This window comes from Sphingomonas sp. (assembly GCF_019746015.1).
Classification (GTDB): Bacteria; Pseudomonadota; Alphaproteobacteria; order Sphingomonadales; family Sphingomonadaceae; genus Sphingomonas.
In genome coordinates, this window is the sequence record NZ_JAIESM010000027.1 from 1 (window position 1) to 9520 (window position 9520).

The 9520-nt window shown below is 68.3% G+C and carries 9 protein-coding genes and 1 tRNA gene; 3 read left to right on the plus strand and 7 right to left on the minus strand.

Translation table 11 applies throughout. The features are described from left to right. Positions 1 to 1019, plus strand: a 1019-nt coding sequence (locus tag K2Y03_RS04110; RefSeq protein WP_294088475.1) for a peptidoglycan DD-metalloendopeptidase family protein, incomplete at its 5' end; no start/stop codon positions are given. A 114-nt stretch (positions 1020 to 1133) separates the two neighbouring features. Here the strand turns inward: K2Y03_RS04110 and K2Y03_RS04115 are convergent. The 3 genes from K2Y03_RS04115 to K2Y03_RS04125 all read right to left on the minus strand — a co-directional run bounded on the left by K2Y03_RS04115 (position 1134) and on the right by K2Y03_RS04125 (position 3016). Next, positions 1134 to 1736, minus strand: coding sequence for a TIGR02466 family protein (locus tag K2Y03_RS04115; protein ID WP_294088477.1), 603 nt, complete (start codon positions 1734 to 1736; stop codon positions 1134 to 1136). Continuing rightward, entirely contained in the window at positions 1733 to 2308 is a 576-nt protein-coding gene (gene pth / locus K2Y03_RS04120) for an aminoacyl-tRNA hydrolase (RefSeq protein ID WP_294088478.1), read from the minus strand. The genes K2Y03_RS04115 and pth overlap by 4 nt, the downstream gene beginning before the upstream one ends. 96 nt (positions 2309 to 2404) lie before the next feature. Continuing rightward, positions 2405 to 3016, minus strand: a complete 612-nt coding sequence (locus tag K2Y03_RS04125; protein ID WP_294088479.1) for a 50S ribosomal protein L25/general stress protein Ctc — start codon at positions 3014 to 3016, stop codon at positions 2405 to 2407. A 235-nt stretch (positions 3017 to 3251) separates the two neighbouring features. Between K2Y03_RS04125 and K2Y03_RS04130 the strand changes: the two genes are divergently transcribed. Together K2Y03_RS04130 and K2Y03_RS04135 are read left to right on the plus strand one after the other, a co-directional pair. Next, positions 3252 to 4073 carry a carbonic anhydrase gene (locus tag K2Y03_RS04130; RefSeq protein ID WP_294088480.1) on the plus strand — a complete coding sequence of 274 codons (822 nt, stop codon included), beginning with the start codon at positions 3252 to 3254 and terminating at the stop codon, positions 4071 to 4073. An 86-nt stretch (positions 4074 to 4159) separates the two neighbouring features. After that, entirely contained in the window at positions 4160 to 5776 is a 1617-nt protein-coding gene (locus K2Y03_RS04135; RefSeq protein ID WP_294088481.1) for a cyclic nucleotide-binding domain-containing thioredoxin-disulfide reductase, read from the plus strand. On the opposite strand, the gene K2Y03_RS04140 is transcribed toward K2Y03_RS04135, so the two are convergent. The 4 genes from K2Y03_RS04140 to K2Y03_RS04155 all read right to left on the minus strand — a co-directional run bounded on the left by K2Y03_RS04140 (position 5777) and on the right by K2Y03_RS04155 (position 9469). After that, a tRNA-Leu gene (locus K2Y03_RS04140) sits at positions 5777 to 5861 on the minus strand. 61 nt (positions 5862 to 5922) lie between these two features. Then, positions 5923 to 6333, minus strand: coding sequence for a DUF805 domain-containing protein (locus tag K2Y03_RS04145; protein WP_294088483.1), 411 nt, complete (start codon positions 6331 to 6333; stop codon positions 5923 to 5925). 179 nt (positions 6334 to 6512) lie between these two features. Then, a complete protein-coding gene (gene katG / locus K2Y03_RS04150) occupies positions 6513 to 8717 on the minus strand; it encodes a catalase/peroxidase HPI (RefSeq protein ID WP_294088484.1) in 2205 nt (734 codons plus the stop codon). A 290-nt stretch (positions 8718 to 9007) separates the two neighbouring features. After that, entirely contained in the window at positions 9008 to 9469 is a 462-nt protein-coding gene (locus K2Y03_RS04155; RefSeq protein ID WP_294088486.1) for a hypothetical protein, read from the minus strand. Positions 9470 to 9520: the final 51 nt, after the last annotated feature.

The following is a 9520-nucleotide window of genomic DNA, read 5'->3' on the forward strand; positions in this document are numbered from 1 at the left end:
CCGCTGCCGCCGCCGGGGACGAGGCCCGCCGCGCCGCCGCCCGCGAAGCGGAACTCGCCGCGCGGGTGGAGGCAGCCCAGGCCGACCGGATCGCGGCGGAAGCGCGCATCGCGCTCATCAGGCGCCAGCTCGACACGCAGCGCCAGGCGCTGGCCCGGCAACAGGGGCCGATCGTGCGGCTGGTCGCGGCGCTGCAATCGCTCGCGCGGCGCCCGGCGGCGATCAGCCTGGTGCAGCCGGGCAAGGTCAGCGATCTGGTTCATGTCCGCGCGGTGCTGGCGAGCGTCGCGCCGGGCGTGCGCGCGCAGACCAACCAGCTGCGCACGCAGCTGGCGCGCACCAGGCGGCTGGAAGCGGGCGCGATGCTGGCCGTCTCGGCGCTTGCCGACAGCCGTGACGCGCTCGACCGGCAGCGGCTGGCGCTCGCCCGGCTGGAGGCCGAGCACCGCCAGAAATCGCGCACGCTGGGCCGCGACGCACTGGTCGAATCGGACCGGGCAATGGCGCTGGGCGAGCGCGCACGCGATCTGGTGGAGGCAATGAGCCAGGCAAGCAGCGCCGCCGACACCGAAGCCGTGCTGGAGGGGCTGCCCGGCCCCCTGCCCCGCCCGGCCCGACCCGGCACCGATGCCGGCACCGGCGCGGTGATCGGCACGCCCTATCGCCTGCCGGTGGCGGGCGCGCTGGTGACCGGGCTTGGCGAAGTGTCCGACGCGGGCGTGCGCTCGCGGGGGTTGAGCTTTCGCGTCGCCGGGGGCGCGGCCGTGGTGGCGCCGGCGGCCGGCCGGGTGCTGTTTGCCGGGCCGTTCAGAAGCTATGGCGTGGTCGTCATCCTCGACCATGGCAATGGCTGGAGCAGCCTGATCTCCGGCCTGGCCAGTGCGACCACACGGCCCGGCGACGATGTTGCCCAAGGCGCCGGCATCGGCCGCGCCGGCACCGGTGACGATGCCCGCGTCACCGTGGAACTGCGCCGCCGCGACCGGCCGATCGACCTGACGCGACTGCTGCCGGGCTAGCTCCTCCTCCCCTTCAGGGTAGGAGGCTGGGAGGTGGGGCATTGATGCCGGGCTCGGCGCTGGTGGTTAGGCCCCACCCCAACCCCTCCCCTGAAGGGGAGGGGCTTGCCGTGGCTAGCTGTAATTGAAGCTCACGCTGATCCGCTCGCCCTTGCCGGTGTGCGGCATCACTTCGTGCCGCAGCCAGCTTTCCCACAGCAGCAGCATGCCCGGCGCCGGTTCGACATAGACGAAGCTGCGCAGCGGCTCGGGCGCGTCCTCGCTGCGCGGGGGCGCCGCCATCAGCATGGGCAGGCGCGGATCCTCGAACCGGATCGCCCCGGCGCCAACCGGCACCTCGACATAGAAAGTGCCCGAAATGATGCTGTGCGGGTGGATATGCCCCGAATGGGTGGCGCCCGGGCGCATCACATTCACCCACAGGCTGTCGAGCCGGGGCTTGCGCCCGGCAAGATCCAGCGCGCATTCGCCGGCAAAGGCGCGCACCGGCGCCGCCAGCGACCGCGCCAGATCGGCAAAGGCCGGGTCGCGCCGGGGCAGATCAGCGAGCGATGCATAGCTGGTATAGCCGCGATAGCCCTTTTCCCGGCACCAGGCGCGGCCGGCGCGGTCCTCCGCCGCCAGCACCCGCGCGCTGTGCGCCAGATCGGCAAGCAGCCCCGCATCGCCCAGCACCGACTGGTGCAGCATCGTCTGGAACAGCGCGCGGCTGGTCATGCGTCGGCCTGCTGGCGCAGCGCCACATCGTTCATGAAGCGCGTGTCGTCGCCGCGCGCGAGCCATTCGGCCTCTGCCGCGACCGCGCCCAGCATGGTGGCCAGCGCGTCCTGCTCGGCCTTGGCGAAATTGCCCAGCACATGGCCGGTCACCTTGTCCTTGTGGCCGGGATGGCCGATGCCAAGGCGCACCCGGCGGAAATCCTCGCCGATATGGGCCACGGTGGAGCGGATGCCGTTATGCCCGGCGGTGCCGCCGCCGCGCCGCACCTTCACCTTGAAGGGGGCAAGGTCCAGCTCGTCATAAAAAACGGTCACGTCCTCCGGCGACAGCTTGTGGAAGCGCATTGCCTCGCCAATCGCCTGGCCGCTGTCGTTCATGAAGGTGGCGGGCTTCAGCAGCAGCAGCTTCTCGCCGCCCAGCCGCGCCTCGATCGCCCAGCCCAGAAAGCGCTTCTTCGGCGCCTCGAACCCGTGCAGCGCGGCCATCGCGTCGATTGCCATGAAGCCGGCATTGTGGCGGTGGAGCGCATATTGCGGCCCGGGATTGCCCAGCCCTGCCCAGAGTTGCACGTGCGCCTCCTTCCCCCGTCACAGCAACGGGGACGGCCCATCGAAGTGCCGCCCCCGTCGATAACTGCATTGCCGCAATGGGCAAAGCGAGCAATGTTACGCCTTGGCTTCCGCTTCTGCCGCACCTTCGCTCGACTTCAGCGCAGAGGGCGCCGCAATCGTGGCGATGGTGAAGTCGCGGTCGGTGATGGTGGGCTTGGCGCCCGCCGGCAGCGTGACCGACGAGATGTGGATCGATTCGCCCACGTCAAAGCCCTTCAGCGACACCGCGATATCGTCGGGAATCTCGGCCGCATCGACCACCAGTTCCAGCTCGTGGCGCACGATGTTCAGCACGCCGCCGCGCTTGATGCCGGGCGACAGCTCTTCATCGACGAAGCGCACCGGCACCTGCACGGTGACGCTGGCATGTTCGGCAATGCGCAGGAAATCGGCATGGACCGGGCGGTCAGTCACCGGATCGAAGGCAACATCCTTGGGCAGCGTCCGCACGGTTTCGCCGCCAACCTCGATCATCACCACCGAGTTCATGAAGTGCCCGGTCATCAGCTGCCGGTACAGTTCCTTTTCCTCCACGTGGATCGCGGTCGGCTCAAGCTTGGCGCCGTAGATCACGGCGGGGACGCGGCCCTCGCGACGCAGTGAACGGGAGGCTCCCTTGCCAACCTGCTCGCGCGTCTCGGCCGCGAGCGTCAGAATTTCGCTCATGGCGGTCTCCGATAATGCAAATGGTTTCAACACATCCCGGCCAGGCCTCCAGGGATGACCCTGGCCGGAAGGCGGCGCGCATAGCCGAGTTCGCCCGCGCTGGCAAGGCGGGCGACGCTTCCGGCGCATCGAGCCGCAGCGGCCGGAACCGGGCAGCCGCACCGCTTGGCCATGGCGGGATCGGTGCTATCATCGCACCCGTCGGGAAAATACCGGGTAGGGGAGCGGCGCCATGATGCACCAGCCACGAACGCGCGAAGGCAGGCTGCTCGCCGCCCTGGCACTGGCCGCCCTTGCGGGCCTCTCCGTACAGGGGGCTGCACAGACCAATTCCGAACGCCCGATGACGAAGGCGGCGGAGGTCGCGGCGGGCAGCCCCTCTGCCCATGTCGAATGGGGCTATACCGGCCCCACCGGCCCCGATCACTGGTCCGCCCTCAGCCAGGATTATGCCATCTGCAACACCGGGCAGCAGGAAAGCCCCATCGACGTGAAAGGCGCGATCCCGGCCGATCTGGGGCCGCTGTCGATTGCGTGGAAGCCGCTCGCCATCCATGCCACCAACAACGGCCACACCGTGCAATATGATGTGCCCGCCGGCAGCAGCTTCAGCGTCGGCGGCAAAAGCTATGCGCTGGTGCAGTTCCACCTCCACCACCCCAGCGAGCATCTGCTCAACGGGCGGCGCTTCCCGCTCGAAATTCATTTCGTGCACAAGCTGGCCGATGGCAGTTTCGGCGTTGTCGGCGTGCTGGTGGCGCGCGGCGCCGGCAATGCGACGCTGCAAAAGCTGATTGCCGCCATCCCGGCCGAGCGCGGCGCCACCGCCACCGGCCCGGTCATCGCCCCGCGCGCGCTGCTGCCGGCCACGCGCGGCTTCGTCCGCTACGAAGGCTCGCTCACCACCCCGCCCTGTGCGGAAGCCGTTGACTGGGTCGTGCTGCGCACCTCGATCACCGCCTCTACCGCGCAGATCGACAAGTTCGCCAGCATCTTCCCCTTCAATGCCCGGCCGATCCAGCCGCTCGACCGGCGCTTCCTGCTGACCAGCCGTTAGCGATGCGGGCATGCCTGCCCTAGCCGCGCCGGCCGGCAACACCATATAGGCCAGCACGCAACGCCATCAGGGAAAAAGGGTTCTTCATGGAAACGATCGGCGCCGATCTGCGGCAGATGATCCGCACGCCGCTGGCGCCTGCTCATGTCGAGGCGTTGCGCGCGGCGGGCACGGTTGAGCATTATCCCGCCGGCACCATGCTCGCGCGGCCGGGTGAGCCGATCGACCGCTTCGTCTATGTGCTCGATGGCGAGATCGAAGTGGTGAACCCCTATACCGACGAGCGGCATCTGCCCTCTACGCTCGGTCCGACGCAGTTCATGGGCGAAATCGCCTTCATGAGCGGCGGCGCTTGGACGCTCGCCATGCGCGCGGCGCAGGGTACCCGTGCCATCTCCGTTCCGCGCGAGACGATGCTGACGCTGATGGCACAGATCCCCGAAATGTCGGACATCATCATCACCGTGTTCGCCGCGCGCCGCCGGCGCCAGATCGACTCCGGCGACGGCACGCTGACCCTGATCGGGGAAGAGGTTGACCGCGACATCCGCCGCATCGCCGATTTCGCCAGCCGCAACCGCATTCCCCACAGCACGATCGCGCTGGGCAGCGAGGCGGCGCTGGCGGCGGCGAACACCTGCGCGCTGCCGCCCGACCGTCCGGCGGTGATCTTCGGCCGCGACGTGGTGGTGGCAGACCCCACGCCCGAAAAAATTGCCCGGCTGCTCCACCTCAACCGCGACCTGCGCGACGATGAGGCGTTCGACGTGCTGATCGTGGGCGGCGGCCCGGCCGGGGTGGCCGCCGGCGTCTATGCGGGTGCGGAGGGGCTGCGCGCGCTGGTGATCGAGGATATCGCCATTGGCGGCCAGGCCGGCACTTCCAGCCGGATCGAGAATTACATGGGCTTTCCCACCGGCATTTCGGGCGGCGACCTGGTCTGGCGCGGCGAAGTTCAGGCAATGAAGTTCGGCACCCGCTTTGCCATGCCGCGCCGCGTCACCGCGCTGGAGCAGCTGGAGGATGGCAGCTTCTGCGCCACCTTCGACAGTGGCCAGCGGGTGCGCGGGCGCGCGGTGATCGTGGCGGCGGGCGTGCAGTATCGCCGCCTGCCGATCGACCGGCTGGCCGAGTTTGAGGGGGCCGGCGTCTATTATGCCGCCACCGAAGTGGAGGCGCGCTATTGCAAGGGCACGCAGGCGGTCGTCATCGGCGGCGGCAATTCGGCCGGCCAGGCGGCGATGTATCTCAGCCGGTCGGCGCGGTGCGTGCATGTGCTGGTGCGCGGCACGTCGCTCGCGGCATCGATGTCGAGCTATCTGTCGAGCCGGCTGGAGGCGGACCCTGCCATCACCATCGGCTATGGCGCCGAAGTGGTGGCGCTGCACGGCGATGATCATCTGGAAGGGGTGACGGTGCGCGACCGCGCCAGCGGCACCACGCGCGAGATCGAAAGCCGCGCGCTGTTCGTGATGGTGGGTGCTGCCCCCAACACCGGCTGGCTGTCGGGCCTGGTCGCGCTCGATCCGGGCGGCTTCGTGCTGACCGGCACGGCGGCCGGCACCGACTCCCCCTATGCCACCTCGCGCCCGGGCATCTATGCGGTGGGCGATGTGCGCAGCGGATCGGTGAAGCGCGTCGCCTCCGCCGTGGGCGAAGGGTCGGTCGTGGTGTCGCAGGTGTGGAGCTATATCAACCGCTGATGGTGCGGGCGGTCGGGGTCGAACCGACACTCCTTTCGGAACCGGATTTTGAGTCCGGCGCGTCTACCAATTTCACCACGCCCGCACTGCGCCGGATCGCTAAACGATCGGCCGGACGCCCGCAAGGGGGGCGCCCGGCCGCCGGATCAGCCAAAGCTGGCGACGCCGTGCTCCTTCGGATCGGGGCCGAAGCGGTTCGGCCCCTTTTTGCCGGGCAACAGCATGAAGACCAGCACCACCAGCCCACCAAGATAGGGAATCAGGTTCAGCAGAACGAACCAGCCCGACAGATCCTGATCATGGAAGCGGCGCACCTGCACCGCGATCGACGGGATCGCGAGGGCTAGGGCAAACAGGCCGGAAAGGCCCAGGCCGAGGATCGCGGTCGGCGTCAGCAACAGCGTCTCGGGGGTGAGGATGATGCTGCTAAGGCCGAAACCGAAGATAAGGACGCCGAAGACGATGGCAGTCAGCAGCGTGAACATCCAATACTCCATGCGGCGCGAGCGGCCCTGGAAGTCGGCATAACGCTTCAGCGGCAAGATCATCCATTCCATGATGCATTCCCCTGTTACCGGCGCCGACTCGGCGGCCGGCGGCAGGAAGGATGAGCAGCACCGGAAGGTTGTGCAATCTCAATAAGAAGGGGCGGGCACCCGCAAGAGTGCCCGCCCCGGAAAAGGCTGTTCACCGGGCGGCGCGGAAACCCCGTTCCCCCGCCGCCCGGCCGAGCCGATCAGGCGACGTCGAACCGGTCGAGGTCCATCACCTTCGCCCACGCCGCGACAAAGGCGTTGACGAAGTGCCCGGCCGCGTCCGCGCTGGCATAGACTTCGGCCAGCGCGCGCAGCTGCGAGTTGGCACCGAACACCAGGTCGACCCGCGTGCCGGTCCACTGCACCGCGCCGGTCTTGCGGTCATGCGCGACGAAGATGCCGGTGCCGTCCCCCGTCTCCTTCCACTGGGCGCTGGTGGTCGCGCTCAGCAGGTTGCGGAAGAAGTCGTTGGTCAGCGTGCCCGGCCGGTCGGTGAACACGCCGTGCGCGGCGCCGCCGACATTGGCACCCAGCACGCGCAGGCCGCCGACCAGCGCGGTCATTTCCGGCGCCGTCAGCGTCAGCAGCTGGGCACGGTCGACCAGCAGTTCCTCCGCCGAGCGGGTCTGCCCCGCGCCCAGATAGTTGCGGAAGCCATCGGCCTTGGGCTCCAGCACGGCGAAGGAGTGCGCGTCGGTCTGTTCCTGCGTCGCATCGGTGCGGCCGGGGGTGAAGGGCACGGTCACGTCATGGCCGGCCGCCTTTGCCGCCGCTTCCACCGCCGCGCAGCCGCCCAGCACGATGATGTCGGCCAGCGACACCTTCTTGCCGCCGGTGGCGCCGGCATTGAACGCGGCCTGCACCGCTTCCAGCTTGGCGAGTGCGGCCGCCAGTTCGGCCGGCTCGTTCACTGCCCAGTCCTTCTGCGGCGCCAGGCGGATGCGCGCGCCATTGGCGCCGCCGCGCTTGTCAGACCCGCGGAAGGTGCTGGCCGACGCCCAGGCCGTGGCCACCAGCCGACCGACCGACAGACCCGTCGCCAGAATGTCCGCCTTCAGCTTGGCGATGTCGGCGGCGTCGATCAGCGTGTGGTCGACCGCCGGCACCACGTCCTGCCAGACATAGTCCTTGGCCGGCACCTCGGCACCCAGATAGCGCGGCTTCGGCCCCATGTCGCGGTGGGTCAGCTTGAACCACGCATCGGCAAAGGCCTGGGCGAACTCACCCGGGTTCTGGTGGAAATGGCGCGAGATCGGCTCGTAAATGGGGTCGAACCGCAGCGCCAGATCGGCCGTCGTCATGATCGGCGCGTGGCGCAGATTGGGGTCGTGCGCGTCGGGCACGGTGCCCTGCGCCTCAGCGTTCTTGGCCACCCACTGGTGGGCGCCGGCCGGGCTCTTGGTCAGTTCCCAGTCATAGCCGAACAGCGTGTCGAAATAGCTGTTGTCCCAGGTGGTGGGCGTTGCCGTCCACGCACCCTCGATCCCGCTGGTGATGGTGCTGACGCCGTGGCCGGTGCCCAGCGTATTCTTCCAGCCCAGCCCCTGCTGCTCGATCGGCGCGCCTTCGGGTTCCGGCCCCACATATTGGCCCGGATCGCCCGCGCCATGGCATTTGCCGAAGGTGTGGCCGCCGGCGACCAGCGCCACGGTCTCATAATCGTTCATCGCCATGCGCGCGAAGGTTTCGCGGATGTCGCGGCCGGAGGCGACCGGGTCGGGGTTGCCGTTCGGCCCCTGCGGGTTGACGTAGATCAGCCCCATCTGCACCGCGCCCAGCGGATCGGCCAGATCGCGGTCGCCGCTGTAGCGCTGGTCGCCCAGCCATTCATTTTCCGGGCCCCAGTTGATGTCGTCTTCCGGCTCCCACACGTCGACGCGGCCGCCGCCGAAGCCGGCGGTCTTGAAGCCCATCGATTCGAGCGCGCAATTGCCGGCCAGGATCATCAGATCGCCCCAGCTGAGCGCGCGGCCATATTTTTCCTTCACCGGCCACAGCAGCAGGCGGGCCTTGTCGAGATTGCCGTTATCCGGCCAGCTGTTGAGCGGGGCGAAACGCTGCGTGCCCGAACCCGCGCCGCCGCGCCCGTCGCTGATGCGATAGGTGCCGGCCGAGTGCCACGCCATGCGGATGAACAGCGGGCCGTAATGGCCATAATCGGCGGGCCACCAATCCTGCGAGTCGGTCATCAGCGCGAAAATGTCGGCCTTCACCGCCGCCAGATCGAGCGCTTTGAACTCGGCGGCATAGTCGAACGCCTCGCCCATCGGGTCGACGCGCTCGGAATGCTGGCTCAGGATGCGAAGGTCGAGCTGTTCGGGCCACCAAAGCTGGTTGGTCATGCCCCACACCATCGCGGTGCGGCTGACGCGGCTGCCCATCGGGCATTTGGCTTCGACGTTCATTGTCTCTCCTCCATCTGGGATCACTGGCTGACGTTTTCGGGTGGCTGCCTCATCGCCGCTTGGCCCCGGAAAGTCCCGCGCAAAAATCCTGTCACTGTTATCGATTGCGCCGAAAGCGCGCACCGGGCGATCGGATGCGCCGCCACCCCGCCAAGATGGGGGGCACGCGCCGCTTCGGCAACGCCCGACGCGCGCCTTCTGGTCGAGAATTAGCCGCGCATTGTTTCAGGCGCGCGGCGGCTGGCGGCGATAGCTCAGCGCCTCCGCCACATGCAGGCCACCAGCCGGCTTCAGTTTCCCTGATCAGTCGATCTTCGGGGTCCAACCGCAAGCATCCAGAACAACCCGGCCGTTACCGCCGCAATGGCGCCGCTCGCCACTGCGAAGGCAAGTCCATAGGCGCTGAATATCAGCTCCAGCGAAGAGATGCCGGCAAATGGGCCGTTGTCAGTAACGTCGGGCGGCGCTGGCTCAGGTTCGAGCAACACGCTCGCCAGTAGAACCGCCCATACCAAGAACACCGCGACGAACTGGTACGTCGCGATGCCGGTCATGCCCATCCTTCGGAGCAGGAAGTGAGCAGGAAGACCTACCAGCGCCATCAGCCCGTAGCTGCCAGCCAAAGCGGTGGTCAGCCCAACAACAATGTTGTTGGCACCGAAAGACGGCCGCAAGGCAAGAAAGCCGGCCAACAGGAATAGCGGCAGTGGCGCCAGCAGGAATGCGCGAATGGTCCTGTTGATGTCCGTCATCTCGACCGATTCAACTCGTTGGAGGGCGTCGCCGATAGCTCAGCGCCTCCG